Here is a 26,925-nt window from a genome sequence, read left to right as displayed (position 1 = left end):
ATGCAGAGATTGAGGAGATGTACGCGACCTTTCATTAGAAACGGGCACCCTGCAGGGCGCCCGCTTTTCATGACATTTGCGCACAGGGCTAGTTTTTCGTGACCACGAACTCACCACAGGGATCTCCAACTTCGATCCCTTTGGTCTGAATGCAGCGGTACCGACCCAATCCGTTGGGATAAGGCTCTCCATAGGCCAGATCCATCAAGGCGCGGGAGACGCCGCGGAGCATGAAGGCGCACGGTCTTTGTGCGTGAGGGATTTCGGCTTCGTAATATTTGTGGGCGCGGACGACCATGCGCCGGGCCGGTTCAAGCTCGATCACTTCTGCGTCGGCCCATCCCCAGGCTCCAAATACCGCGTACAGACCGCGGAGGATATCGCCGGGGCGGTCCTGCACCATCGGCATGACGACCGCGTTGAATTCTTCCGACTGGACTACACCGTACGCTGTGTGATAGCCGCACTCAGCGGCCGCGTTTTCCAGCAGCGTTTCCGCCGCTTCGGTGAGATCCGGCGACGCCGCCCGGAGAAGGCGAGCTGTAAACGTATTCCAGAAAGCGGTCGGCAACTGCTGCAGCAGGACGCCGTACGCCGAAATGAGCCCGTTACTGTCACCGCTCAAGTGCAGTTGTGACAGGTCCCGGATAATCTGTCCTTTATCAAGCACCATCGGTAGCTGTTCTCCATGCGGCGAGGAACTCGCTGTGCGGAGCGCCGCACACGATGCTTTTGTGCTCAGTCACATTCACGTCGTGCCAGTCGTCGAGGTCGAACACGGCCGCCAGGGTTGCCTTGATGAATCCCAGTCCGATGAAGTTCACCGGTTTGTCGCGAGGGCCCCATCGGCGCAACCAGCCGTCGTCGATATGCGAGCGCGCCATAGTTACGAGCGCTTCACCGGGGCGACAGGAAAAACGGATCTGTCCGAGCCCGGAGAAAGAGAAGTACTGCTCGGCGACAGCCAGACGATCGTTGAGGCGCACGAGCTTGTGCAGAACCATGTAGCGTTTCAGAATCGGATATAATGCCTCCGCGGCTGCGTCGATCAGGTGGACCGGACCGCCAAGATGTTCAGCATCGGTGGCCATCTGGGTAAAGAGCGTTGCGTAGTGGTGACAGTGGATAACGGTTGGCTGTTCGCATACGAGATGGCGCCGGGCCGAGGGATCAAAAACGCTGTCGGGCGTAAAGACGGCGGACGAGCCGGCTGAGGTAATGTCGACGGTGGTATGTGGAGCAGCCGTTCTCATGGTGTGGCCTTCTACATCTCTTTTTTGATTCGCATGAGTGCGTTTTCGAGCTTCTTGACGGACTCAGGCAGGTCTTCGGCTGCGGCGGCCTTATGCCGAGGCAGTCCGGTGAGCATTGCCAGCCGCATCTGTGCCTTGATGCCGCCGAGCAGCCGGGCCTCTTCGTACAGTTGCTCCAGTCGGACGCCCATGCTCTCCTCACCAGTTGCCGCCCTGTTGACAATGCCCGGTTGCCCCCACGTCGGACATACAACCGTCTGTTTTCGTTATATCGGCCCCCGCGACCGATTCAACCACCCAGTGATATGGGCGTTTTCCGCCTGGAAAGGGGTTGCGGATTCATCGCGGAGCGCGGCAGGGCGGTGTTGTCTGCGGATTGAAGGAAGACACCATATTTCGAAAGGCCGATTCGGCCAAAGCATAGTCGCCTTTGATGGTGAGACGGCCCCGGTCAGTTCCTTCGACTCCGCGAAACGTGAACCGGCAGGCTACGTCCACCAGATAAAAGGGTCTCGGGAAGTCTTTGAAGTAGGACAGGTTACCGAATGACTCCAGATGGCGGATGAAATCTTCGGAGACCGGTTGATCGAACCGGACTTCCCGGATATCTGACCGCCCGAGACAATCATCGAGAGCTGTCATCGTACGAATCTCCACGGTCGGTTCTCCTCGTTGTCCGGTGTTTCGGCACCTTTTCGGAAACCGTTCACAGGAGCAGAACCAAAGCGCCCTCGGCTTGTTTCACGGATAGATTTGCCTATATTGCGGCACAGCAGAGGACGAAGTGGAGAACTAGTTACATGGCAGCGACTTCCATAGCGAAAAATGTCTACGCAATCGGCGTGGTTGACAGCGGTCTCAGGGTTTTTGATATCGTCATGGAGACCAAGACCGGCACGACCTACAATTCATATCTTGTCCGTGGAGAAAAGGCGGCGTTAATCGACGGCTCCAAGCTCGAATTCCAGGACGAGTGGTTTGCGAATATCGAACAGGTCATGCCGCTGACCGACATTGAGTATTTGATTATCAACCATACCGAACCGGATCACAGCGGCTCATACCCGGAATTGCTGAAGCGGCATCCACATATCAAGATTCTCTGCGCAGCGCCGGCGGTACCGTTCGTAAACAACGTCATCAATACGGAAGCGGACATCACCGGGGTTAAGGACAATCACGAGCTCGATCTCGGCGGCAAGAAGCTGATTTTCAAGGCCACACCGTACATGCACTGGCCCGACACGATGATGGAATATCTGGTTGAAGACAAGATCCTGTTTTCCTGCGACGGATTCGCGGCTCATATCGGCACGGGCGAGCTGTACGACGACGAGTTGTCGGCCAGCATCGATATGGACTGGGAAGTTAAGTACTACTACGACTGCATCATGCGACCGTTTTCGGGATACATCCGGCGGAATCTGCCCAAGCTCGACGAGTTCGAGATCGCGATGGTGGCCGGGTCGCATGGTCCGATACAGCGTAAGGAGCCGCGCCGTTATATCAACCAGTACAAAGACTGGACCGCTGAGCAATATGATCAGGATGCAGCAATCGTGTATGCCAGCAACTACGGCAACACGGCCGCCATGGCCGGGATTATCAGCGCCGAGTTGCAGAGGTTAGGCGTAAAAACCAGACAAGTGGACATGACGGCGATCGACGACGCGACCGGTCGCGATGTGATCGAGCGGAGCCGCGCGGTGGTGATCGGCACGCCTACCTTCAATGGCGACGCAGTCAAGCCGGTATGGGACTTTGTCAGTCTGTTTTCGACCGTCTACTCCATCGGCAAGAAGGCCGCGGTGTTTGGTTCGTACGGGTGGGGGGGCGAAGGAATAAAGCTGGTCGCCGACCGACTGACCGGTCTCAAGCTAAAAGTCTACGAGAACCAACTTCGCGCGCGCCTGGTGCCCTCGGAGACAGAGAACGCCGAAACGAAGGCGTTCGCCGCAGGATTGGCGGAGTTTGTGACCGGCGGGAAGAAGTGACCGATTTTCGTGCGTGGTGTACGTCCCCGTGCACCGCGCATCCAAGCAATCCCACCTGCCGCCCGCCGCAGGCGGGCTTTAGGTGGGCCACAACTCTCCTGCAGATGCAGGTCAACACCGTTTGCGAATATACTGAACGTGCCAACCGGCTCCGAACTGTCCCGCTAACGGAGCTGACAACCGGATCGTCAGTGAAGTGACAAGCAGTCGACAGGGAATCGCGGCGAATCTAGTACAACCGTTCGCGCTTGCTCAAAAACGCATACAACGCTTTGTCGAATGACATGCCGGTGTCGATCGGGTGGTAGTCGATATTCGCCTGACGGCAAGCCGCGCCGATTTGTTCGGCAAAGACACCCACCTGCTTCGCGAAGTCTTTCTTGATCTGGAACGGAAGAGTTGAAAGCTCTTCCCCGGTCTCCATATCCTTGAATACCGCTTCTCCGCCAAATGCAAAATCGCGCTCGCGGGGATCGAGGATGTGAAACACGATCACCTCGTGGTGATTGTAGCGGAAATGCTTCAGGCCGGAGATGATCGTGTCGGCTTCGTCAAGCAGGTCCGACAAGATGACTACCAGTCCACGGCGTTTGATACGTTCCGCCATCTCGTGCAGGGCATTGCCGACATCGGTGCGCTCCGATGGTCTGGCGTGGGCGATTTCGTTGAGCAGGACATGCAGGTGTCCGGATTTCGAGCGAGGCGGGATGTAGCGCCTGACCTGCTGGTCGAATGTGACAAGGCCGACAGCGTCACGCTGGCGAAGCATCATGTACGACAGTGCGCCGGAGAGCATGCCGGCGTAGTCGTGCTTGTTCACCACCCCGGCGGACTGGTAGGCCATCGAGCGGGAACAGTCCAGCAGAAGGTAGCCCTTCAGGTTGGTCTCTTCTTCGTACTGCTTGATGTAGTACCGGTCGGTCTTCGCATATACTTTCCAGTCGAGACCCCGGATATCATCGCCGGGCATGTACTGACGGTGCTCGGCAAACTCGACTGAGAACCCATGATACGGCGACTTGTGCAAACCGGCGATGAAGCCTTCGACCACCATCCGGGCTTTCAGTTCCATGCCTTTGAGCTTGGAGACGGTTTCGGGCTGGAGATAGGCACGGTAGTCGGTTGCCATTAGTTTTCGTCCGCCTTTCGACCGAGGTCGATATAGATCATCAAAGCCATATACGCAATGACCACCAGAATCGCCACGCCGCTGACGGCGAGGATATCGTCGAAGAGCGAGCCGAATCCTTCGCCGGAGAGACCGATTGCGTGCAGGAGGATGACGATACCGAATATCCACAGGACCGTCTTTTTGACTTTCACCGATGCGGAGCTGAACAAAAAGACCAGGCCGAGGGCAAAAAAGAGCAAGGTCTGGCCGTTGATATGCGTGTGGGCAAGACCGACATTTCTTCGCAAATGTTCGTGGTGCGAGCCGTACTCGGGTTCCCGGGAAAAACGACCGGCTTCCTTCGCCACGCGTTCATCGGTGCGATGGAACTGGACGTCGAGTGTCGCCGAGTCGGCGGTAGCTTCGCGCCCGGCAAACGCGCTGTCCCAGATCGGGGCGAGCACAGCCTGCGAGTCCGCCATGATGACATCGATATCTTCCTGCAGCGCACGTTCGCCTGAAGCGGGAGCGCCGGACATCGATTTGGTCAGGTACAGCGGGAGCGAGTCTTCGTCAATGATGCCCTTGTCGACATAGAAGATGAACACCGCCCACAGGCAGATCAGAAGCATGAGAGTCGTAAAGATACCCACGAAAAGCTTGCCTGTCGGCGGCAGGCCGGCGAGGGCGAACTGCTCGAATTTGGTGCGATTGCCGCTCACCGTTCGGGTTCTCCGATAATGGTCTCATGCGAGACAGTCCGGGCAATTCTCAATAACGAGTTGTTTGTGATCGACTGGCGTCGGTCGAGAGCAGCCAGGCCGCGCTTGAGCAAGTGTGCGTTGACGAATGTCCTGTTCTTGAGATACAGGTAGACCGAGCGTGGGCTGTCGCCGCTCGATGAGGAGCTTTCGAATTTGCAGTACACCTGCCTGCCCCGCACTTTCGAATTGAGAAAGTCCATCGCGTGGCGGCGCCGCGAATCAATGATCGTGAGGCCGTGAAGCGCGACGGTGCGACCGTCGGACAGTTCAATCTCGACCGGAGAAAGAACGTCGCGGACGGTGACGAAGGACTCATCACGCGGGGGATCGTGTCGGCTTACCCGCGAGCCGTAGGATTGCCCGCGCGGATCGTCCTGCTTATCGAGTCGAAGCGGATCGCTGAACCGGTATGGCAGCCGGGAGATTGCGTCGTCCGTGCTACCGGATGGATCCTGTTCAAACGTGACGTCTCTTGTTGAGAGTTTATGGCTGATCAGCGGTTCAAAGACGGCGCTGATTTCGTAGCCGATCGAGTTGCGTCCGGTGTTGGCTGCGGCGAGCGAGGTGGTTCCGCTTCCCAGAAACGGATCAAGCACGGTTTCGCCGACGAAGCTGAACATGCGGATCAGCCGTCTCGGCAGTTCTTCGGGAAACATCGCGATATGGTCGCTCTGTTTTTCGCCGGGGAAATTCCAGTGACCGGCGAAATACGAGTTCCACTCCTCAGTAGTGAGCTTGGAGGCTTCCTTTTGCTCGTGAGACACTGTCGGCGGTTTCCCGTGCTTTTTGAACAGGAGAATGTGTTCGTAATCGAGTTTGACGATCCCGTTGCGCGGATACGGAAATGATCCCATGATCGTGGCGCCCCCGGTCGTGTTGCAGGTCGTCACTTTCTGCCAAATGATGGCGCCCATGAAGTCGAAACCGATCGTCTCGCAGAAGCGGATGATTTCCGTACGGATGGGGATCACTTTGTAGCGGCCGTAATATGCCGCGCGGGCGAACTGGTCGCCGATGTTGACACACAGTCGGCAACCATCGTGCAACACGCGACAGCATTCCATCCAGACAAGATTCAAATTGTTGATGTACTCCTCGTAGGAGTCATCGAATCCGATCTGGCGTGTGTCGCCGTAGTCCTTGAGCTGCCAATACGGGGGCGAGGTCACCACCAGATGTACCGAGCGGTCGTCGACCCCGGTCATGCGGCGCGAGTCGCCGAACACGATGCGGTGTGTGGTCGCTGTCATAGGATCCGCCCCGGTGACGGTTGCATCGCTATTTCTCGGCCTTGACGGTATCGAGCAGCCGCCGGATGATCTCCATCGAATCGACGCCGTCGGCTTCCGCGTTAAAGGACGTGACAATGCGATGTCGCAGGACTGGAAACGCCGCAAACCGGACGTCGTCGGGCCCGGGCGTGGGGCGGCCGTCGAGGATCGCGCGCGTCTTGGCTGCGAGGATAAGAAACTGGGAGGCCCGCGGGCCGGCGCCCCAGTTGACCCAGTTACGGACGAAATCGGGAGAGCCGTTTTCGTGCGGGCGGGTGGCGCGAACAAGATTCACGGCGTACCGCACGAGATGGTCCGAGACCGGTACGCGCCGCACCAGCCTCTGGAAGGCCACGATTTCCTCGGGCGAGAGGATGCGCTCAAGCTGGTGTTCCGCGCCCGTCGTAGTCGATTTGACGATCTGCTCCTCTTCATCCTGCGCCGGATAATCGACGAAGACGTTGAACATGAACCGATCGAGCTGGGCCTCGGGCAAGGGATATGTGCCTTCCTGTTCAATCGGGTTCTGGGTTGCCAGGACGAAAAACGGCTCGTCGAGCGTGTACGTGTGACCGGCGGCCGTCACTTCGTGCTCCTGCATAGCCTGCAGCAGTGCCGCCTGCGTTTTTGGGGGAGTACGGTTGATCTCGTCGGCCAGGATTATGTTCGCAAATACGGGACCTTTGACGAAACGGAAGTTGCGCTTCCCGGTTCCGTGATCGTCTTCGATGATTTCCGTGCCGGTGATATCCGATGGCATCAGGTCCGGCGTGAACTGTATTCGGTTGAAGCGGAGATTCAAAACGTCGGAAAGCGTTGAGATAAGCAGTGTCTTGGCGAGGCCGGGGACGCCGACCAGCAGACAGTGCCCGGAAGACAGAAGCGAAATCAACAGTTGGTCAATGACTTGTTTTTGTCCGATGATCACCTTGCCGATCTCGCTGGTGATCCGGGAGTAGGCATCGTTGAGAGACTCTACGGCTTTGATATCGGACTCAAACTCGGTTGGAGACATCAGCTCCTCCCAGCAAAGGGTGATTACGGTTGTGCACGACTCGGAGGTCCGGTTGGAAAGCGGAGACTACGGAAAAGTTGTTAATAGTTTCCGAAGCTCGTTAATCGACCGGGCGGACAGAGCCGGTGTACTGTTGTGGGTCGACCGGCCCCCCCGCTGCCCGGGGAGGTAGTTCCGGCATCACAAGTTTTTACGGGATAGGGGCTTAGTTTGTTCCCTCAAGACCTGCCCGAACTCGAAAGTCCGATCAGCCCTGTCCATGTCCGAGAAACCGGTTCAGGTTGTGGATAACCGACTGACAGAGACCGTCAAGGCGCCAGTCAAGCGCATATCCATCAAATACTTACGTGTCTATCCACAAATTTGACCGGTTGTCCACATAAGAACAAAGGCCGGTAATCTACTTGGTGCCGTCCTTGTCGATGGTCACGAGCCTGTTTCGCTCTTTGCTATCTTCTTTGTGCTCGGGCGGCAGGAAGTTCAGGTCCGAGCGGAGCCCCTTGTCTTTCATGTCGCAAGCGCCGCAGAAGATGGCGCCCTGTTCGATGACCAGCGAGTTGGTTCGGATATCGCCTTCCATTTCGCACTTGGCCTGGAGTTCAATCTTGCCGGTGGTTTTGATGTTACCGTGCATTTTCCCGGCGACCACTGCGGAGTCGGCCTCAATATCGGCTTCCACCATTCCGGAAGCGCCGATCGTGACGCAGTCACTGCAAATCACTTTGCCCTTGACCGTACCGTCAACCCGAACCGCGCCCTTGACATCGAGCGTCCCTGTGAAAACCGTATCTTTGCCGATAATCGTATTCATGGTTCCGCTTACCTCATTGCCGTTCGTCTTCTTTATCATACGGATTGTCCAACGGGTTTATGGGTTCATCCTTGATTCTGATTTCATAGTGCAGATGGGGTGCAGTCGATTGTCCGGTATTACCCGAGAGGGCGATTCGTGCGCCCACTGTCACGGGAGAACCGGGGGCAACCAGGATCTCCTGGTTGTGGCCGTACATTGACGTCACCGTGTCATTGTGGCGGACGACGACCAGATTGCCGTAGAGCGAATCGAATCCGACAAACTCGACAAGGCCCGAACCGGTGGCGAGTACCGGCGTGCCGATGGCGCAGGCGATATCGACGCCCGGATGATAGTGATCGTCGCTGGGGGAGAATTGCTGACTGATGAAACCGTCGATCGGCAATCCTACGGGCACGGAGTAGTCGGCCGAGACCGGCCGCGCCATGACGGCGATGGCTGTCCGGTCGAGCTGGGCGAAAATAGTGGAATCGGTGGGCATCTCCGGGAATTCGAAGTCAACGCCGGCCAGTTTCGTGAGCCGGGTCACCATCTCCCGCGCTTCACGAAGGTTGTCTTCGAGTAACTGCACCTTGTACCGATATCGCTTCAGGCCCTCATTCTCGGACTGCACTCTTTCGGTGATTGCGGCCCGGGAGAGCACGCTGCCATAAAACGAGAAGAAGAGCACGATCCCGACCAGAATGAAGATGATGCCGCCGACGATAAGTCGGAGGATCCATTGGCGGATGCGCCACTGGGCGCGCGCCTCAGTCCCGTCGGGGATCAGCATGATAGTTACGTACTTGGTCGGCATGGCGTCTTACTCAATCCGGGCGAATAACTCCAGGAGGCGGTTGAGATCGTCATCATTATAGTATTCGATCTCAATGCGTCCTCTCTTTAGCCCCGGCACTATTTTTACCGACGTTCCCATGAGCCGTTTCAAGTACGTCTCGGCGTCAGCCAGCGCCGGCAGCTTGCGTTTCGGAATCAGGCGCCTCTTACGGGCCGTGGAGACTTTGCCCTCGACCTGCCGCACCGACAACGCACCATCGACAACCTGCTCCGCCATCCGAAGCATGTCATCTTCGGACGAAAGCGCCAGCAGGGAGCGGGCGTGCCCTTCGGTCAGCCGCCCGTCACGAACGAACCGCGCGACTGACTCAGGAAGTCGCAACAGGCGGAGCTGATTGGTGATGGCGGTGCGTGACTTGCCTATCCTTTCGGAGAGCTGCTGCTGGGTGAGTCCGCACTGTTCGATCAGCCGACGGTACGCCTCGGCCAGTTCCATCGGATTGAGATCTTCGCGCTGCACGTTTTCGATCAGGGCCAGTTCCAGCATCCGGGTGTCGTCGACATGTTCCATCACGGCGGCGGGGACCTTGTCCAATCCGGCCAGCTTGGCCGCACGGTAGCGCCGCTCACCCGCGATAATGTGGTACCCGGACCCATTTTTCTTCAATACCAGCGGCTGCATCATACCGTCTTTTTTCAGCGACTCGGCCAGTTCGTTGAGCCGCTCGGAGTCAAATGACTGCCGTGGCTGCATGGGATTCGGCGATATGTCGGTGAGCGGAATCATCTGGAATCTCGCGCTTTCACCCTCGGGCTCCGCATGACTGGGGATTAACGCTCCCAGTCCTCGTCCCAATACCTGCTTGCTCATCGTGACATTACCTCCTGGGTGAAGGCCATATAGTTTTCGGCGCCGGTCGAAAGTATGTCGTACAGGATGATCGGTTTACCGAACGACGGCGCTTCGGACAGGCGAACATTCCGATTGATAACCGTATTGTACACTTTCGAGTCGAAATAGCGCCGTACTTCATCGGAAACCTGTTTGGACAGATTCAAGCGGCCGTCGTACATGGTCAGCAGTACACCCTCGATCTGCAGCGACGGATTCAGGTGCTGCTGTACGAGCTTGATGGTGTTCATCAGCTGGCTCACGCCCTCGAGCGCGTAGTACTCACACTGAATGGGAATGATGACGGAGTGCGCGGCGGTGAGGGCGTTAATCGTCAACAGGCCGAGTGACGGCGGGCAATCGACGATAATGTAACGGTACTCGTCGGTCAGCGATGTCAGTGCGGCCTTCAGACGGGACTCACGAGAGAGAATGCTGACCAGCTCGACTTCGGCGCCGACCAGGGAGATGGAGGAGGGCGCAAGATGGAGACAGGCCATCTCGGTGGGGCGAATAACCTGCGGGAGCCCCGCCCGCTCAAGCATGACATCGTAGATCGATATATCTACTTTATGTTTGTCGATCCCGAACCCGCTGGTGGTGTTGGCCTGGGGATCGAGGTCGATGAGAAGGGTTTTCTGCTCAGCGGCCGCCAGACAGGAGGCGAGGTTTACGGCTGTAGTGGTTTTGCCCACTCCTCCTTTTTGGTTGGCAATCGCGATGATCTTCTGCACAGTGACTCCTTGTCAACAAAAGCTGCCATCCACGTACGCGCCAATCTTATCATCCCGGCTAGCCTTATGCAACTAAAAACGGGCCTTCGCCGGGGCTATTCTCGGGTGATCAGGCAGAAGTGCTTAAACGGCTGATCGGGAGCGGACTGGAACCGAAAACGTCGAATTCCGGCACGATCGACCGCGAACGGCGGATCGCTGTAGTACACGAAAACGCCATCACTGTCGAGGACAGACAGTACCCCGGAGAGCAAGGTCGCCGTAAGGGTGACATATCGGAGTGTGACGAGGGCGAAGGTGCGCTCGAAGCGGATATCCTCGAACGTACGGGGAATCACGGTGACGGCCAGTCCGAGATCACGCGCGATCCTGACCAGGGCGGCGGCCTTTTTCTGGGTCCGTTCGCAGGCATGGAGAGAGGCGGTCCGTCCGGTGAGTGCAATGGGAAAAAGAGGAAATCCGCCGCCGGCTCCGATGTCGAGATAGGCGCCCCCGGCGGCGCCGCTGTTCAGCACCGTGAGTGGAAGCAGACACTCGGCGACCATGCGGTCGAATGAATCGCGCGATGTTTCACGTGAAACAAGGTTGATTCGCTTGTTCTCGGCCATCAGCAGGTCGTGGAAAAAGGATAGTCTTGAACCGCTGTCGAATCGGTCCAACAGGGCGGGCACGTCAAAAGGGACGGTCTGAGGGGAGCCGGTCACGCCGATTCCGCCTGGTAACGCTTGAGGTGAACTGAAAGGATAGCGACATCGGCCGGGGTCACGCCCTCGATCCGTCCCGCCTGACCAAGTGATTGAGGGCGGAATCGTGACAGTTTCTGCCGGGCCTCAATCCGGAGGCCGGAGACTGAGCCATAGCTGAAGCGCTCCGGAATCCGTTGCCGTTCCAGCTTGCGAAACTTCTCTATTTCACGATCCTGCTTTGCGATATACCCTTCATACCGGATGCGTATCGCGGCTCGCTGCAACACCTCCGGCTCTCCAGAGAACGTACCATCGAATCGCGCCAGAACAGGCATTATCTCTTCCAGGCCGATACCGGGCATCCGTAGAAGATTCTCCAGAGAGACGTCGTCAGTCTTCTTGAACCGATCCCGGAAGTCCGGGATGTCGGTGGTCTTGACACGTGTCGCTCGGAGCTTCCCGATTTCCATCTGAGTCTTCTCTTCCAGTTCCCGAAAGCGGGCGAGGTCAGGTGCGGGAACCAGCGAGTACCGGGCCGCGTACCGGAAAAGACGATCGCGGGCGTTGTCCTGGCGAAGGGCCAGACGGTACTCGGCCCGTGAGGTAAACATGCGATACGGTTCGGTGATCGACCGCGTGCAGAGGTCGTCGATCATGACGCCGATATAGGCTTCGGATCGGTCGAGCACAAACGGTTGCTCCCCGGCTATCATGAGTACGGCATTTATTCCTGCCATAAGCCCTTGTGCAGCTGCTTCTTCGTATCCGGATGTGCCGTTGATTTGGCCGGCGAAAAACAATCCCGGAATACGGCGGGTTTCCAGCGACGGCTTGATCTGCCAGGTGGGACAGTAGTCGTACTCGACCGCATACCCGGGGCGGGTGATCCGTACCTCCTCCAGCCCGATGACGGTGCGAATCGCTCTCTCCTGAACATCCTCAGGGAGAGCGGTCGAAAAGCCGTTGGGGTAGATTTCGGACGTGCCGTTGCCCTCGGGTTCGAGAAAGAGGTTGTGCGTCGGCTTATCGGCAAAGCGAAAGAACTTGTCTTCGACCGACGGGCAATACCGGGGGCCGGTTGACGAGATCTGCCCTGAAAACATTGGAGATCTTGTCAGGGAGGCCAGCATTATCTCGCGGGTTGCATCGGTGGTGCGAGTGAGATAACATGGCGCCTGTTCGAAATGGCGCGGTTCGGAGCGATAAGACAATCGCGGCATTGGAACCTCGCCGGGCTGAATCTCGCATCGGGACCAGTCGATGGTGTCCCCGTCGAGGCGGGGTGGCGTGCCGGTCTTGAGTCGGCCCAGTTGGAAACCAAGGCGGGCAAACGATTCGGATAGCCGGTAGGCGGCTTGTTCACCGAACCGCCCTGCCTGTATCTTTTTTTCGCCTATATGGATAAGACCGCCAAGGAACGTTCCGGTCGCAACGATGACGGCGCGGCAGAGGATCGGACGGCCGTCCTCGGTTCGCACGCCGCAGACGCGGCCTGCGGAATCGAGCATAATATCGCCGGCGAGCGCCTCGATAACGGATACATTCGGTTCAGCAGAGACATAGTCGACGACAAACTGGTTATAATAGCGGCGATCGCACTGGGCGCGGGTGGACCAGACAGCAGGACCGCGGGAGAGATTGAGACGACGGAACTGGATGCCGGTAGCATCGGTCGCCAGACCCATTACTCCCCCGAGAGCGTCAATCTCAGCAACCAGTTGCGATTTGCCGATCCCGCCGATTGCCGGGTTGCAGGACATGAGGGCAAGCCGGGCAGGGTCCATAGTGACGATAGCGGCGGTCTTCCCCATCCGGGCGGCGACCAGCGCCGCCTCTACACCGGCGTGCCCACCGCCAATAACGACAATGTCAAAGTCGCGATCGATCATGTTCATTCAAAACCAACGGAGAAGTCGGGATGTTTCACGTGAAACGATCCACAGACACCTGCCGATTCCCGCCGACGAATATTGCATCGCCCTGAGCGATGGCATTAGCTCAATGTACCCAGATATTCATTTGCCGATACAAAACGACCCAAAGATCTGGCCCAGAATCTCTTCAGTATATATCCGTCCAGTGATTTCGTCCAGTGCATCGGTCGCCTGGCGAAGGTTATATGCAATCAGGTCCGGCGAGTCCCCCGATTCAAGCTGGTCGCACACCAGCAGCAGTGCGTCGTGTGACGTTCGGAGTTTCTGCTGATGGCGAGCCGAGGTGACCACGACCCCGGATGTCAGATCGGGCATCCGATCATCAATAGAGGCGACAATAGCGTTGATGAGCGCTTCAATACCTTCGCCGGTCTTGCAGGAGTAGCTGAGGACGATTCGACTGTCGGGTGTGCCGACCGCGAGGTCGATTTTATTACCGGTGACAAGAGTGCGGGATGGATCAAAACCGGCAACATCGGCCGGAAGATGTGTCCTCCATCCGGGGTCGGCAAGATCGACCATCCAGATGACAAGGTCAGCCTGATCGATCAGCGCGCGGGCGCGGGACTGACCCGCCTTTTCCAGCTCATCGCCTTCGGTTCGAAGACCTGCGGTATCGATCAGGTTGACGGCGAACCCGTGAAGGTCTATCCATTCCGACAGGTAATCTCTTGTTGTACCGGCGGTTGGATTGACGAGCGCACGCTCCTGTCGAAGCAGGAGGTTAAAAAGTGAGGACTTGCCGGCGTTTGGCCGTCCGGCCAGGACGATCCGGAATCCCTCATTAATAATGCGGCCGCCCCGGTAAGTCGCCAGCAGACGCTCGACATCTGTCAGGACATCGCGTACCGGCTCACGCATTGATAGCAGCAGATTCGGATCGATGTCTTCTTCGGTGAAGTCAATGGACGCTTCAAGTTCCGCTCGCGCGCGGAGAAGCCGGTCGCGGAGGGATTCGATTTCCTGCGAATAGGCTCCGAGCAGGTGCTGGCGCGAGACTTCATAGGAGTGCCGGGTGTTGGCGGCAATCACCTCGGCGACCGCCTCGGCGCGGGCAAGATCGATACGGCCGTTCAGAAAGGCCAGGCGTGTGAATTCGCCCGGCTCGGCGGCGCGTGCTCCCGAACCAAGCACACTGTCGAGGAGCATGCGAACCACGTGACGTCCGCCATGGCAGAATATCTCTATTTGGTCCAGACCCGTATATGATTGTTTTTCCGGCATATAGACCGCAGTGACCTCGTCGATCACACGCCCGCTCGCATCGTGCCATTGCCCGTAGCGGAGCATAAACGGTGTGACATGGTGATCGGTGCGCTCTGACTGCGGCCGGAAGTGGTTCGTGAGGATAGCGAGGCTTCGGGGGCCGGCGACACGGACAGCGGCGATACCGCCTTCGCCGGGTGGCGTTATGACAGCGGCGATAGTGTCATCGCCGCTGTCAGGCTTTTTTTTTCCACGGATGCTGTCATCTCAGACCCACGTGCGGGTTAAGCCGTCTGGACATGCACGTTTTTCGGTCGACGGTAAACCAGCCAGTCGAGCAGTGAGAACACGGAGAAGCAGATCCAGTAGAGAATCAGACCGGACGGGAGGCTGTACAGGAAAAAGCCCATCATCAGCGGCATGATATACATCAGAGCTTTGTTCTGCTGGGTGCTTGACGCCATGGTCAGATGCTGCGACAGAAACTGGGCGGCTACCATGAGAATCACGAGCGCGATGTAGGGATCGGTGAAGCCGGTGGCGCCGTGCGACAGGTCTTTAATAAACCACACAAACGGTGCATCACGAAGCAGGATGGTCGCCTGGAAAACGGAGAACATCGCAAACAGCAACGGCATCTGCAGCAGGATCGGAAGGCAGCCGGAGAGCGGATTGACGCCGTGCTTTTTGTACAGCTTCATCATCTCCTGATTCATCGCCTGCGGATTTTTCTGATATTGCTTCTTGAGCTCTTCGATTTTGGGTTGCAGATCTTTCATGGCCTGCATCGATTTAAACGATTTCAGCGACAGCGGCATGGTGATGATCTTGATTATCAGCGAAAACAGGATGATAACCACGCCGTAGTTGCTGATGACATGATACATTTTGGGCAGCGCCCACATCACTGCGATCGCAAAGGGCTTGATGATCCAGCCGATGAACGGGGTGGTGCCGATATCGAGCATGTCTTCGAGACCGACATCGTACGACCGCATGAGAAAATAATCCATCGGGCCGACAAATACGGTGAAGCTGTCGCGAATCTCATGGCGCCCGCCGAGCGGCATTTCGAGCGCCGCGGCGATCTGTTTGACCTCGACTTCCTTGCCGTCTATAGTCGCTTTCCACTTGCGGCCGGTCGCATGCGCACCTTCCGCGAGCTGCGACTTCGGGATCATGACCGACGTAAAATACTTGGAGCGGACCCCGGCCCAGGTGGTCGTGCCGGATTCGCTCTGGTTCAGAGCACCATCGGAGTAATCATCGAGCTGCTTTCGTGAACCTCCGATCATCGCCACGGCGTTCATCGCGTTGAAATCGGTTTTGGCGTCGGGCTCGGTCACCGGGGGAGGATTGTTCCATACCAATTCATACTGCAGGTCAATACCGAGACGTTCGGTGTTGCGGACCGCGAGTACCATGTCAAACGAATAGGTGTCAGGGAAAAACGTGTAGTGCTTGATGATTTCCACTCCGCTGGGGGCACGGAATGTATAGTCAAGCGTAAGCTCTTTATCTTTAATGGCATACGCGCCCGGCGCGAGTGAAGAAACAAACGGGAGCTTGCCTGTCATTACGGCGCCGCCGGCAAAACCGGCCTCCAGGGCGACATTCATGGGCTCCGGCAACATCTCTATCAAATTACCATCGCGGTAAGTATGCTCCTTCAGCAGCATGGAGACGGGGCCGCCGCCGAGGCTGATCATGGTGATTTCATACTTATTGGTGGTAATGATCACCGAATCAATTTTTGTCGTGTCGGGCAGGATATCTTCGGAAAGCTGCGGGCTGATTGCAGACGTATCGGACAACAGATCGGGGATTGCGGCACCCGATGGAGAAACGAATGTATCCTGTTGTTTAGCAGCATCTTGTGTCGATGAGTCAATCTGCTCCGTGGGTGCGGCTTGTCGTGGCGGCTCTGGCTCGTGGAGCCCGAGAAACTCGAGGATTTGCCAATAGAACAGGACAATGAGAGCCAGTATAACGATCAGAACGATAGACTTCCTGTCCACGGTCACATTCCTTTATTCTTATGTCTCATATGTACTTAATATTTTCCTACGGCACCGGATCATAGCCGCTGTCGTGCCACGGATGGCAACGCAGGATGCGACGGATGGCGAGCCAGGAGCCGCGGAGGGCGCCGTATTTTCGCAAGGCATCTTCGGCGTAGTGCGAACAGGTTGGATCAAAACGGCACTGATTTCCTATAATCGGCGACAGGGTATAGCGATAGAGATAGATCAGAGCAATCAATGGATAGGCCGCCCATGATATGCTATAAGGGCTGCTCGGAGAGGCTTGCGAAGATCCGGCTGACATCGGCACTCACTTGTTCCACTGACGGAGCGGGGGCTTTTGGTCGGGCCAGAATACCGACCCAACCCGGCACGGCGAGCTTATCGCGGGAGAGTCGGACCGCCTCGCGGAAGATCCGTTTGAGGCGGTTGCGATAGTGTGCCTTCCCGCAGGCCCGGGGCACGAAAACGGCGAATCGAAACTCGTCTGCCGGTCGCCACAGGAGGGTAAAAGAATCCCCCGGAATTCGGCGACTATCGGCGAAAAGCTGGTCGATCGCGACCCTGCCTTTCAGGCTCTCACTCCGGGGTAATCTATTTTTTGCGGGCAATGCGGACAGTCAGACGTTTTCTGCCCCGGGCGCGACGGCGCGCCAGCACCTTGCGGCCGTTTTTGGTGGCCATCCGTTTCCGGAAGCCGTGATCGTTAATCCGCTTCCGATTGGACGGCTGAAATGTCCGTTTCATACGATACTTACCTTCTATTCTGGTGTAGCACGAGAATATACCCAAAAATGGAAGGTCGTCAAGACATTAATGGGTCGTCGGACGGGTCAGGCCTGCTTCCACAAGTGGTACTTATGAGTCCCGTAGATCTTGATGCCCAGGATCAAAGTCTCCGTGAAAAGCAGCAGGAAGGTTATCCGGGCGGGGGTAAGGTATGTCAAGAGCATACCCACGAGCACTATGTGCACGATCGATCCAACAACCTGCGAATAGTTGGCGTACGACGCATGTCCGAGCGCCGCAAGGAACGGGTACCCCAGCATCATTGAGGTGGTTTGGATCGGCACGATCAGGCAAAAGATACGGAAGAGATCAGCCGATTGGCCGAATCCCGGCCCAAACACGAGCCGCGTCACTTCCTCGTTGAACAGGTACGCGACCGACGAGATCACAATTGCAAATGCAAGTCCGACTCTGAAGACGTGTCGAAACAGCCTGACATTCCGCTGGCTGGACATGTATGGATACAACGCGGTAACCACCGGATGAAACAGGGCACGCATAGCGATATAGAGCTTTTCGGCGGCAGCATAGTAGCCGACCGCGGTATTTGTGGTGGCGAAGCCGAGCACGAGCGTATTGAACGACGCAGACACCGAAGACGACAAGCTGGCGACGAAAAACTGGAACCCATCGCGAACGAGATGTCGGACTTCCGAGATTGACGGCAGGTGAAAGCGGATAGAAAACCGTGTGAACGCGAGGGTGAGCCCGGCAACGCCGGCGAGGGTCATTCCCAGTCCGTTGAACAGCGGCACGAGGCGATAGTCGTGCGCGGTCCGAACAAAGACGAATATCAGAATAACGAAGAGCACCCGGGCGCCGAGGTTGAGCGCGGTGGAGTACTTCATTCGTTCCATACCCTGGAAAAACCAGACCGGAAAGAGTACTCGTCCGAGGACAATCGTGAACGTAATGAGGTAAATGCCCGGATCTTCGGCGAGCCGCGGCACGACCAGGGTTAGTAAATACAGGAGCAAGAAGCCGAGACCGAGAAACACGCTTTGCGCGAGCAGCACACCGACAAAAACACGGGAGACACGCTCCTTGTCTTCCCGGTGGGCGGCGATCTCGCGCGTGGCGGACAACTCGAACCCAAAGGTTGTGAGAATGATGAAATACTGAATGACAGCCTGGGCGAACGCGACCAGACCATATTTCTCGACGCCCAACACGCGGGTCAGATACGGGACGGTGACGAGTGGCAGGATGTAATTCGCGGCCTGAAGGACCGACAACGACACGAAGTTCTCGGTGAGCCGGCGTACTCCGGTGCCGCGAAGACCGTTCAGGGAATGCTGTGCTCTGCTCAGCCAGTCGTCGCTATCAGTCATGTCGCGCTGCTCCGGACTGACGGTACCGTTCCTGTGATTCACGGATCACACGCTCGGCCGCGGCTCGCGGCGACCAACCCTCGATACCGGTCTTTTTCTTCTCGAGGTCCTTGTAAACCGCAAAAAAGTGCTCGATCTCGAGCAGCAGGTGTGCGGGGACCTGATCGAGTTCCTCGATCTGGTTCCACATCGGGTCCTTGGTCGGCACACAGAGGATCTTTTCGTCGGGGCCTTTTTCATCTCGCATATGGAACACGCCTACCGGCTTGGCTTCTATATAGCAACCGGGAAAAGTGGGTTCCCACACGAGCACGAGCGCATCAAGCGGGTCGCCGTCGCCGGCCAGCGTGTCGGTGATAAAGCCGTAATCCGAGGGGTAGTGGACCGCCGAGAAGAGCATCCGGTCGAGCCGGATTATTCCCCGCCGGGAGTCATATTCATACTTGTTACGGCTGCCTTTGGTGATTTCGACCATCACTTCGACTATCAGCAGGTCGTTTTGTTTAGTTGACATGCGGTTTTTACCTTATCACTTTTCTACAGTTTACGGACCGTGCGCTCGCTGGTCGGCCGGGTCCGGGGGGAGTTTCAGGGGCCGGACGGGGGGCCGAAGCAAAAATGAGGCTGGATTTTATACCAAATTGCCGATACATTATATATCATGGAAGTCGAATCGCTCAAATACTTTAAGTATGAAATTGCGGTCGGCGCGGCAGTTCCCATGCCTAAGCCGAAGTCCGATGCCTACCCGAACAACCAGAACTCCGTCCAGGAGTACCTGCTGACCTTGTGCAAGGAGCATGTGGGGGCGCTCGGCAAGATCGGCAAAGAGTGGGTATTCAACGAGGCCGTGATCGGGGAGAAGGTGCGGCTGGACAATCGGTCGGATATCCGCCGGGTATTTGATTTTGCCGAGGAGCTGGGGATGATCGTCGCGGCGCCGGACCAGAGTGGCGAAGGCTGGCCGGAGGGGTTTGTGGCGTACCAGTTGAGCGAGACCTACTGGACGAAGTTTGACAAGTTCGCGCCGTAAGTGATCGGCACACGAGTGAGGTCTGCGACCCGCCAAGAGGCGGGTTTTTTGTTGGCGAAGGCGCATGGAACAGCGGCTGTCTACCCCGGCGCCATGGTGACTCCGCCACTCTCGTTTTGCTACCCTCACAGACCGCATTACTGGTGGGCAAGCGCCCACAACACCTATCATAATAAGGACAAAGTACTCCATGTTTGCGAACTCCCGGGACCGGTTTTTCGACTTTTTCGGCCTCAAATTCGTATGACTAGTGAACTTCGCCGAACCCCCTCAGGGGATCGGCAGCCGCAAACCGTAACAAGCTGGAGGCGAAAGCTATGTCTGGCACCATGAAGTGTTTTGTGATGCAGGGAATCGGGAAAGTCGGATTCGCCGAGAAGCCGATACCGAAAGCCGGGCCAAACGACGCAATCGTCAGAACGACGCACGCCCTGGTTTGCACCTCCGACGTACACACTGTCAAGGGAGCGATCGGGGATCGCCACAACCTCACGCTCGGACACGAGGCGGTCGGGATCGTTCACGAGGTCGGCAGCGAGGTCCACTCGTTCAAGAACGGCGACCTGGTCGCTGTCAACGCCATCACCCCTTGTTACAAATGCGAAAACTGTCTCCGGGGCTACCCTTCGCAGTGCACCCAGATGCTCGGTGGCTGGAAATTTGCAAATATCAAAGACGGCACCTTCGCCGAATACTTCCATGTCAACGATGCCGAGGCCAACCTCGCGCTCATTCCCAAAGGCGTGCCGCCGGAGATCGCGGTCTATGCTACCGATATGATGTCGACCGGGTTTATGGGCTCCGAGCAGGCCAACATTCCGCTCGGCGGTACCGTGGCAATCTTCGCCCTCGGACCGGTCGGGATGATGGCTGCGGTCGGGGCCAAACTGCTCGGCGCCGGACTGATAATCGGTGTCGACGGCGTCCAAAGCCGGCTCGATCTCGCGCGCAAACTGGCAGTCGATATCCCGGTCAATTTCAAGGAAGGCGACCCGGTGAAGAAGATCCTCGAGTTGACCGGCGGTCTCGGGGTCGATTCGGCGGTCGAGTGCCTCGGCTCGCAGATCACCTTCGAGTCCTGCGTCAAAGCCACCCGGCCGGGCGGGACCATCTCGGTCTGCGGCTATTTCGGCGAGGGTGACTATGTCAAGATTCCGCGCACGGAGTGGGGAGTCGGCATGTCCGACAAGACCATCCGCACCGGCCTCTGCCCCGGCGGACGGGTCCGGATGGACCGCCTGCTCCGGCTGCTCGAGACGAAAAAGGTCGATCCGTCACTGCTGACCACACACCGGTTTACGTTCGACGAAGTGGACAAGGCGTTTAACCTGATGGCCTCGAAAGAGGACGGCATCATCAAACCGCTTGTTACGTTCTAGCCGTTTGCCTGTCGAACTGACTGTATAGAGTAGCCCCACCCGCCGTGCCCAGACACGCGAGTGGGGCGATGTTGTTGCGGGCAGGGGGTGGGTGCTGCAGAGTGATCCGCGTAGGGCAGAACCCGCGTCCGCAGGACCCGCCGCGGCGGGGACTATAGGTGGGCCACAGTCTTTCGCTCGGGGGAGAAGTCTTCCCTACATCTTCTCCACACATCCTGCAATCAAATCACGCAGTTTTGGCTCGGTGCGGGAGGCCGTCCCGATTACGTCCTGCAACGAACAGGGATGCATGTTGTCGGCGAGGCCCATGTCGGTGATGATCGAAAAGCCGAGAATCTTGTTGCGCTGGTGGTGCGCGGTGATGACCTCGGGCACAGTCGACATCCCGACCGCGTCGGCGCCGAACCCGCGAAGCATCCTGTACTCCGCCGACGTCTCCAGACACGGTCCGGTCAGGCCGACGTAGACGCCTTCCTGCAGTCTCAGGTTCTGCTGGAGTGCGACATCTTTAGCGAGCTGAACGTACCCCTTGTTGTAGACTTCGTACATGTCCGGGAAGCGATCGCCCCAGCTTTCGTCATTCGGACCGATCAGCGGGTTGCCGGGGAAGAAGTTGATGTGATCCTTGATCACCATGATGTCGCCGGGTTTGAAGTTCGGGTTCATGCCGCCGGCGGCGTTAGAGACAATCAGGGTCTCCATACCGAGCTTCTTGAGGACGCGGATCGGGAAAGCGATCTGCTGGAACGTGTAGCCCTCGTAGTAGTGGAAACGCCCCTGCATGCATACGACCGGTTTGCCTTTCAGGTGGCCGAACAGCAACCGTCCGGCATGCGACTCAACCGTGCTGACCGGGAAGTGCGGAATGGTTTCGTAGCCAACCGTGCCGACCATCTGGATGCCATCGACCAGCGAACCGAGACCGGTGCCCAGGATGATGCCGATTTTGGGAGCGAAATCGATCTGCTTGTGAATATGGGCAACCGCCTCGTCGAGCATTTTGTGAATTTCCTGCCAGGTAAAAAGCGCCATCGAGATACTCCTCACTCGGGATTGTTTTCTCTGTCGTAGTGAAGAATATAGGGCATTTGATTCTTGGGGAAAGCGGAAGTTAGGCGGCGGAAGCTACACGGGGTAAACGAAAAAAAAGGACCGGCCTGGCGAGAACGAGGCCGGTCCCGAAGCAGTACGGGATGGGTAATCGTTCAGCTTTTTGCTGCCCTGTCCATCTCCTCGTTGAACTTCTCGACGACCGAATCCAGTTCGCGCGCGAGGTCGTTGGGATCCATGGGCGCGTTGGGATCGCGCTGAGCGGGTTCATCGCCGGCCGATTCCGGGGCTTCCTGCACGGGGACAAAGCCACGCGGGATATCCTCGGCCCGTGAATCGGTTTCGGTAACTTCTCCCTGTCGCGGGACGTCGGCGGCCGCTTTTCGCGCGGCGGCATCGGCATGCTGCTGTGCTTTCGCGTGCTGGTAGTTTTCCAGCGCTGCGGCCAGCTCGGGGTCAATCGGCGACGCGGGCGTCTGCTCGGTCGCTTCCTCATCGAGCACATTGTGTTCGAACGCGTCGTCCGACCGGCTGCTCATTTCTTCGGAGGTCATGTCGAGCGGCCGTGATTCCTGCAACGGTTGTACCTGTTTTTTCTCGACGGCCGGTGCGGCTGTCGAGAGGCGATCCTGCTCATCCTTGACGACCCGGCGGAGCGATTCGGTCAGGTCTTCACTCTGGGGGGCCGCGGGCCGAGACAGCGGAGCTGCCGGGGCAACTTTGACAATTTCCTGAGCGGCGTTTGCTTCTTCGGTCTTTATCGCAGGCTGCTTCGACGGCACCGTGGCGACTGTTTCGCGACGCGCGCGCTTGACCTCGGTGGAATCGGTTACCTCGATTTGCTGTTCATCCTTGACTTCTTTGGGTTCCGCGTTGGCGATTTCATTGACGAGATCGAGGTGGTTGCCGATGAGCTGACGGAGCTTGTTGACATAGGACTTGCGGGCGAGTTCCAACTTGGCCAGCTGTTGCTGATAGTGCTGGGCTTTGGCTTCGTGCGCCTTCTTGAGTTCTTCCGCGTGGTTCTTAGCCTTGGCCAGTAACTCCTCGGCTTCCTTGCGGGCATTCGCCAGAGTCATGTCGGCATTGCGGCGGGCATCGATCGCCGCGCTCTTGATGGTGTCCTCGAACTGTTTCAGGGCCGTCAACTGGCTCTTGAGCGACTCCACTTCCATTCCCAGCTTGACGTTCTCCTGTTTGAGGGTTTCGAACGCCTGAGCCATTTGTTCGCGGAAACTGTCGACCTCTTCCCGATCATAGCCGCGCATCTGGTTTGGAAAATGGTACTTGCGGATATCATTCGGCGACAAATCCATAGTGTCTCTCGCTTATCTACAGTGGACTGTTATTCGGTCGTGCTCTCGTGAGTGTATTTGTGTCAGGTCCCATGTTCGAAATTCAGACAGGACCACATCCTTGCGTCGTCTTTATAGTTATCGGGGATTTGCCGGAATTATTTACCGGGAAAAAGCGGGTGTACGGAGCATGGCCCCGGCTCGGGGTCCGATCGAAACACCCAAAACGGTTCCCCGTTTCTGCGCCGGCAGTGCTTCTGCAGAAAGTCGCGCGAACGGCCGAACCGAGGGATCAGAAAAGCGCGGTTACCAGTCCAACCAGCGCGCCGCCTGCGATAAGCCAGACGGAATTGATCCGATACCGGAAGAGCAGGACCACAGCCGCGATCGCCAGAAGTGCTGAGACGGGATCTACTATCGAAGCGCGGCCAAGTTGCCAGGTGACGGCCCCCATCAGGCCAAGGGCCGCGACATTGACTCCGTCGAGCAGGCTTCCAGCAAGACGGGATTTTCGAATACGGGGGATCAGCGGGTTGGACAGGGCGACAAAGACAAACGAGGGAAGGCAGATCGCGACGGTCGCACCGACTGCTCCAAAAACACCGCCGAGCAGATAGCCGATAAATGTTGCGGCAGTAAACAGCGGGCCGGGGGTAATCTGACTGATTGCGATGGCGTCGATCAACTGCTGATCGGTCAGCCAGCCGAGCCGGTCGACGAAGTCGGCTCGGAGAAAAGCCAAAAGGACATAGCCGCTGCCGTACCAGACGGCGCCGATTTTCAGCAGGTTGAGAAAAAGCCCGACAAAACTGAACGGCGCGGCCGTTCCCGCGACGGTGACGGCGGTACTGAGCGGTACCAGCAGCAGCGTCTTCATGCTTCCCTGTACGGACCTTACGTTGCGGCCGACCATCATCACCAATCCACCGACAAACAGTAGTGCGATCTCATTAACACGGAAGAAGTAGAGGGTGACGACGCCGACGACAATCGCGGTCGGCAAGATACCGTTGATCACCTTTCGACCGAGGGACCAGAGTGCCTGGACGATTACTGCAATCACGACCGGCTTGACGCCGTACAACAGCCACTCGGCCTGCGGTGTGGAACCAAACCGAACGTAGGCCCAGGACAGGACGAGCACGGCGACGGCGGCGGGGATCATAAAACACAGCCCGCCCAGCAGCAGACCGCGCCAGCCGGCGCGCATATAGCCGATGTGGATAGCCATTTCCGTGGAGTTGGGGCCCGGAATCAGATTCGTAGCTCCGACGAGGTCAAGGAACTGCTGGTCGGTGAGCCAGCGGCGGCGGGAGAGGACTTCATCGTGCATCATGCCGATATGGGCCGCTGGACCGCCAAACGCGGTGGCACCGAGCCGAAGAAACAGCAGGGCGACTTCGCGGAGCGACCGTCGGCTGTAAACTGAATCGCTTCTTCCGGGTTCTTCTCCGCGTGGCGGTGCTTGGTCGTCAGGCATATCGATTCACTCGGTAATCAGGCGTATGGCCGCCGGACTGGTCTGGATCAAGGCAGAAACGGTCACGCGGTTGGCGAGGGTGTACCGATCAGTCCCGTAGTTTTCGGGGACCAAAAATGGAAGTCCCGATTCGGATCATGGTTGAGCCTTCGGCGATGGCCAGGGCGAAATCGTCGGACATCCCCATGGACAACGTATCAAAGTCATCGCCCAGAAGATCGCGGCCCTGCTTGAACAAGTCCGCACAGCGGCGGAAGGCCCCTCGGATTTCGTCCTCGTCGTCGGTCAGCGGCCCGATGGTCATCAGCCCGGTCAACTTGATATTGGAGAAGGTGCTGATTGTATTGATCATGTCGATCGTTTCTTCGGGCCGGAAGCCGTGCTTCTGCTCCTCACCGGAGCAGTTGACTTCGAGGTAGCATTCGATCTGGCGTTCCATCACCCCCGCCTGTCGATTGATTTCTTCGGCAAGCTTGAGGGAGTCGACCGACTGGATAGTGTCAAAAAGCTCGATAGCCTTTTTGACTTTGTTGGTCTGAAGGTGGCCGACCATATGAAAGCGTGCGATATGGCCGACTTCGATGATTTTTGGTTCTGCTTCCTGGACCCGGCTTTCGCCGATGTTGTGGATACCGGCTGCGACGACTTTGCGGATGGCGCTGGCCGGATGTGTCTTAGAGACGGCAACGATCGTTATGTCATCGGCGTCGCGGTTGTACTCCTCGCAGGCGTCGGCGATACGGCCGCGCAATTGTACCAGATTATCTGAAATGCGCTGCTTCATTGTTCCGGCGCAATAAATACCGGGCAGGGCTCATCAGACAAGCAAAATATCCCGTCGCAGGCCGGGGACGGCGCTCTTACGCCACCGCCAACTCATTGCGATACTGGGACACGCCGTCGAGCGGAAGGCTCGATCCGGTTGTCGAAATCCCCGGTTCGACATCTACGCCGCCGGGAGAGTAAAACGACTCGATGGTCCCCAGCGCCGAACTCACACGATCGAAGAACGAGTCTATCGAGCCCAGCAACCGGTCGCGGGCGGCAGCCACCTGCGCAGGGTCAAATCCCAGTTCCTCGGCGGCCATCGTGAAGAACTGCTCGGTCTGCTCGCGGATCTGAGCTTCCGACCCGGCCAGATAGGTGTCGACTGCGTCGAAGAACTTGGCCATGAGGTCAGCGGTGCCATCGGTAGCGACCTGTCCGGCGCGGTCGAGGTATCCGGCCAGCGAGCCGGGTTGCTGTTCCGCTACCTGCTGGGTCTGGACGTTGAAACGTTCAGCGAGCGCAAACGTGAATCGCGTGTCCATCTGGAAGCGCAGGGCAATCCGGTTGGTGGTGCGGCGGTGTCCGTCCTGAACGGACTCATGCAGTGACCGCCTGATTTTTGCAGCCTGTCGGTAGAATCCTTCGAGCGCGTAAGCGCGATCCTGCTGTGCGAACCGCTCCGCAACGGCGACGGCGGTCCTGCTTCTCGACTGGGCTTTTTCGACCCGCTTGCCATCGGCGACCTGTTCCCCGTCGGTGACATTCGTCGCGATTCGTTCGTATCCCGATGCCGAGAAATCAGCACTGAGCCCAAACCCGGCGGCGATAAGGTTCTCGACCTGGGAGCTGTCACCATCGACAAGTTGCTCGACGGAGCGGGCGAAAGCCGCGAGATCGAACTTCAGATCGAGGCGGTAGTCAAGACGCGCCTCGCGCCGGTAATAATAGGTACCGTCGGGCTGTTTGGCGACGACGGGCTGCGAAGTTCCCTCGCCGTCGGTTTGCTCGTCTTCTTCGACCGGGGCGGCAACCTCAGGAGCGACCTGATTGCCGGGAACGTAGGTGTCGGTTTTGGCGGCGGCCGGCCCGGCGGCTGATGTCGGGAGCTGGCCGTTGGTTGTCGGGTAGCGATTCCACCACGGACGGTTGGTCGCGGAGGGGTCGGGTCGGCCGAAGGTCCGCCAGTTATTGAAAGCGGTGAGGATATCGAACAGCTGCATGTTGGCACCCAATGTTTATGGTCTCAAAAAGCCACGACTACACTATCTGGTATCGGCGTTTTGGTACGAATCGTGAGCCACTTTCGGTTGCGGAAGGCTTGACAA

28 protein-coding genes are annotated in these 26,925 nt (G+C 57.8%); 3 read left to right on the top strand and 25 right to left on the bottom strand.

The window, feature by feature from the left end; translation table 11 throughout:
* Positions 1–88: 88 nt before the first annotated feature.
* The 4 genes from RBT76_09785 to RBT76_09770 form a co-directional block, all read right to left on the bottom strand.
* The gene (locus RBT76_09785; protein ID MDX9858071.1) at positions 89–673 is read right to left on the bottom strand and encodes a hypothetical protein; all 585 of its coding nucleotides are present in this window, start codon (positions 671–673) and stop codon (positions 89–91) included.
* Positions 663–1,253, bottom strand: a complete 591-nt coding sequence (locus RBT76_09780; protein MDX9858070.1) for a hypothetical protein — start codon at positions 1,251–1,253, stop codon at positions 663–665. The genes RBT76_09785 and RBT76_09780 overlap by 11 nt, the downstream gene beginning before the upstream one ends.
* A gap of 11 nt (positions 1,254–1,264) precedes the next feature.
* Complete coding sequence (locus tag RBT76_09775; GenBank protein MDX9858069.1) at positions 1,265–1,444, bottom strand: hypothetical protein; 180 nt, start codon at positions 1,442–1,444, stop codon at positions 1,265–1,267.
* 148 nt (positions 1,445–1,592) lie between these two features.
* Positions 1,593–1,910 carry a hypothetical protein gene (locus tag RBT76_09770; GenBank protein ID MDX9858068.1) on the bottom strand — a complete coding sequence of 106 codons (318 nt, stop codon included), beginning with the start codon at positions 1,908–1,910 and terminating at the stop codon, positions 1,593–1,595.
* Positions 1,911–2,053: 143 nt separating this feature from the next.
* On the opposite strand from RBT76_09770, the gene RBT76_09765 reads away from it, so the two are divergent.
* Positions 2,054–3,247, top strand: a complete 1,194-nt coding sequence (locus RBT76_09765) for an FprA family A-type flavoprotein (protein MDX9858067.1) — start codon at positions 2,054–2,056, stop codon at positions 3,245–3,247.
* 229 nt (positions 3,248–3,476) lie between these two features.
* Here the strand turns inward: RBT76_09765 and RBT76_09760 are convergent, their stop codons facing one another.
* The 16 genes from RBT76_09760 to RBT76_09685 form a co-directional block, all read right to left on the bottom strand.
* On the bottom strand, positions 3,477–4,376 hold the full coding sequence (locus RBT76_09760) for a DUF58 domain-containing protein (protein MDX9858066.1): 900 nt from the start codon (positions 4,374–4,376) through the stop codon (positions 3,477–3,479).
* Positions 4,376–5,080, bottom strand: a complete 705-nt coding sequence (locus RBT76_09755; protein MDX9858065.1) for a hypothetical protein — start codon at positions 5,078–5,080, stop codon at positions 4,376–4,378. Before RBT76_09755 ends, RBT76_09760 begins: the two co-directional genes overlap by 1 nt.
* Positions 5,077–6,372 carry a site-specific DNA-methyltransferase gene (locus RBT76_09750; protein ID MDX9858064.1) on the bottom strand — a complete coding sequence of 432 codons (1,296 nt, stop codon included), beginning with the start codon at positions 6,370–6,372 and terminating at the stop codon, positions 5,077–5,079. Before RBT76_09750 ends, RBT76_09755 begins: the two co-directional genes overlap by 4 nt.
* A gap of 28 nt (positions 6,373–6,400) precedes the next feature.
* Positions 6,401–7,408 carry a MoxR family ATPase gene (locus RBT76_09745; protein ID MDX9858063.1) on the bottom strand — a complete coding sequence of 336 codons (1,008 nt, stop codon included), beginning with the start codon at positions 7,406–7,408 and terminating at the stop codon, positions 6,401–6,403.
* A gap of 400 nt (positions 7,409–7,808) precedes the next feature.
* Entirely contained in the window at positions 7,809–8,258 is a 450-nt protein-coding gene (locus RBT76_09740) for a polymer-forming cytoskeletal protein (protein MDX9858062.1), read from the bottom strand.
* On the bottom strand, positions 8,233–9,018 hold the full coding sequence (locus RBT76_09735; protein ID MDX9858061.1) for a peptidoglycan DD-metalloendopeptidase family protein: 786 nt from the start codon (positions 9,016–9,018) through the stop codon (positions 8,233–8,235). The genes RBT76_09740 and RBT76_09735 overlap by 26 nt, the downstream gene beginning before the upstream one ends.
* A 6-nt stretch (positions 9,019–9,024) precedes the next feature.
* Positions 9,025–9,870 carry a ParB/RepB/Spo0J family partition protein gene (locus RBT76_09730; protein MDX9858060.1) on the bottom strand — a complete coding sequence of 282 codons (846 nt, stop codon included), beginning with the start codon at positions 9,868–9,870 and terminating at the stop codon, positions 9,025–9,027.
* Positions 9,867–10,625, bottom strand: coding sequence for an AAA family ATPase (locus tag RBT76_09725; protein ID MDX9858059.1), 759 nt, complete (start codon positions 10,623–10,625; stop codon positions 9,867–9,869). Before RBT76_09725 ends, RBT76_09730 begins: the two co-directional genes overlap by 4 nt.
* Positions 10,626–10,720: 95 nt before the next feature.
* Positions 10,721–11,329, bottom strand: a complete 609-nt coding sequence (locus tag RBT76_09720) for a class I SAM-dependent methyltransferase (protein ID MDX9858058.1) — start codon at positions 11,327–11,329, stop codon at positions 10,721–10,723.
* The gene (gene mnmG / locus RBT76_09715) at positions 11,326–13,200 is read right to left on the bottom strand and encodes a tRNA uridine-5-carboxymethylaminomethyl(34) synthesis enzyme MnmG (GenBank protein ID MDX9858057.1); all 1,875 of its coding nucleotides are present in this window, start codon (positions 13,198–13,200) and stop codon (positions 11,326–11,328) included. Before mnmG ends, RBT76_09720 begins: the two co-directional genes overlap by 4 nt.
* A 126-nt stretch (positions 13,201–13,326) precedes the next feature.
* Entirely contained in the window at positions 13,327–14,670 is a 1,344-nt protein-coding gene (gene mnmE / locus RBT76_09710) for a tRNA uridine-5-carboxymethylaminomethyl(34) synthesis GTPase MnmE (GenBank protein ID MDX9858056.1), read from the bottom strand.
* 65 nt (positions 14,671–14,735) lie between these two features.
* Complete coding sequence (gene yidC, locus RBT76_09705; protein ID MDX9858055.1) at positions 14,736–16,469, bottom strand: membrane protein insertase YidC; 1,734 nt, start codon at positions 16,467–16,469, stop codon at positions 14,736–14,738.
* Positions 16,470–16,515: 46 nt separating this feature from the next.
* Positions 16,516–16,713 carry a membrane protein insertion efficiency factor YidD gene (yidD, locus tag RBT76_09700; GenBank protein ID MDX9858054.1) on the bottom strand — a complete coding sequence of 66 codons (198 nt, stop codon included), beginning with the start codon at positions 16,711–16,713 and terminating at the stop codon, positions 16,516–16,518.
* Positions 16,714–17,069: 356 nt separating this feature from the next.
* Positions 17,070–17,222 (bottom strand): 50S ribosomal protein L34, encoded by a 153-nt coding sequence (rpmH, locus tag RBT76_09695; protein ID MDX9858053.1) that lies wholly within the window; start codon positions 17,220–17,222, stop codon positions 17,070–17,072.
* An 86-nt stretch (positions 17,223–17,308) separates the two neighbouring features.
* A complete protein-coding gene (gene rfbX / locus RBT76_09690) occupies positions 17,309–18,595 on the bottom strand; it encodes an oligosaccharide flippase family protein (protein MDX9858052.1) in 1,287 nt (428 codons plus the stop codon).
* Positions 18,588–19,109 carry an inorganic diphosphatase gene (locus tag RBT76_09685; protein ID MDX9858051.1) on the bottom strand — a complete coding sequence of 174 codons (522 nt, stop codon included), beginning with the start codon at positions 19,107–19,109 and terminating at the stop codon, positions 18,588–18,590. Before RBT76_09685 ends, rfbX begins: the two co-directional genes overlap by 8 nt.
* 207 nt (positions 19,110–19,316) lie before the next feature.
* On the opposite strand from RBT76_09685, the gene RBT76_09680 reads away from it, so the two are divergent.
* Positions 19,317–19,628, top strand: coding sequence for a hypothetical protein (locus RBT76_09680; GenBank protein MDX9858050.1), 312 nt, complete (start codon positions 19,317–19,319; stop codon positions 19,626–19,628).
* A gap of 329 nt (positions 19,629–19,957) precedes the next feature.
* Complete coding sequence (locus RBT76_09675) at positions 19,958–21,007, top strand: NAD(P)-dependent alcohol dehydrogenase (protein MDX9858049.1); 1,050 nt, start codon at positions 19,958–19,960, stop codon at positions 21,005–21,007.
* Between the two features lie 195 nt (positions 21,008–21,202).
* On the opposite strand, the gene RBT76_09670 is transcribed toward RBT76_09675, so the two are convergent.
* From RBT76_09670 to RBT76_09650, 5 genes are all read right to left on the bottom strand, one after another.
* Positions 21,203–22,039 carry a purine-nucleoside phosphorylase gene (locus RBT76_09670; protein ID MDX9858048.1) on the bottom strand — a complete coding sequence of 279 codons (837 nt, stop codon included), beginning with the start codon at positions 22,037–22,039 and terminating at the stop codon, positions 21,203–21,205.
* Between the two features lie 173 nt (positions 22,040–22,212).
* On the bottom strand, positions 22,213–23,373 hold the full coding sequence (locus RBT76_09665; protein ID MDX9858047.1) for a DivIVA domain-containing protein: 1,161 nt from the start codon (positions 23,371–23,373) through the stop codon (positions 22,213–22,215).
* A gap of 271 nt (positions 23,374–23,644) precedes the next feature.
* Positions 23,645–24,832 carry a chromate efflux transporter gene (gene chrA, locus RBT76_09660; protein ID MDX9858046.1) on the bottom strand — a complete coding sequence of 396 codons (1,188 nt, stop codon included), beginning with the start codon at positions 24,830–24,832 and terminating at the stop codon, positions 23,645–23,647.
* A gap of 88 nt (positions 24,833–24,920) precedes the next feature.
* Positions 24,921–25,616, bottom strand: coding sequence for a YggS family pyridoxal phosphate-dependent enzyme (locus RBT76_09655; GenBank protein MDX9858045.1), 696 nt, complete (start codon positions 25,614–25,616; stop codon positions 24,921–24,923).
* Positions 25,617–25,692: 76 nt separating this feature from the next.
* A complete protein-coding gene (locus RBT76_09650) occupies positions 25,693–26,820 on the bottom strand; it encodes a hypothetical protein (GenBank protein ID MDX9858044.1) in 1,128 nt (375 codons plus the stop codon).
* Positions 26,821–26,925 lie beyond the last annotated feature (105 nt).

This window comes from Candidatus Zixiibacteriota bacterium (assembly GCA_034003725.1).
GTDB lineage: Bacteria > Zixibacteria > MSB-5A5 > GN15 > FEB-12 > WJMS01.
This window is presented reverse-complemented; position numbering and strand designations above follow the sequence as displayed.